The organism is Neisseria sp. P0006.S009, from assembly GCF_051962915.1.
Classification (GTDB): Bacteria; Pseudomonadota; Gammaproteobacteria; order Burkholderiales; family Neisseriaceae; genus Neisseria; species Neisseria subflava_E.
Genome location: NZ_JBQCUV010000002.1, coordinates 228797 through 229111, shown reverse-complemented (window position 1 = coordinate 229111; position 315 = coordinate 228797). Strand labels below are relative to the sequence as shown.

Here is a 315-nt window from a genome sequence, read left to right as displayed (position 1 = left end):
AAGAGCATTTCCAGGAGCGCTTGCGTCTTGCCAAACAGTTGGAGGGTGAAAACGGTATTCAGGAACAGAACAATGCCCGATATTGGCTAGGCCGCTGTTATTTTGAACAGGCGATGCAAGCCGAAGGCGAGGATTCTGAACATTTGTTTGGGTTGGCAGTTAAGCATTTCCAACAGCAATTGAGACTTGCCAAACAGTTGGAGGGTGAAAACGGTATTCAGGAACAGAACAATGCCCAATATTGGCTAGGCCGCTGTTATTTTGAACAGGCGATGCAAGCCGAAGGCGAGGATTCTGAACATTTGTTTGGGTTGG

1 pseudogene is annotated in these 315 nt (G+C 47.6%); it reads left to right on the top strand.

The features are described from left to right. A pseudogene (locus ACTHTK_RS04885) lies at window positions 1–315 on the top strand (sel1 repeat family protein); the annotation flags it as partial.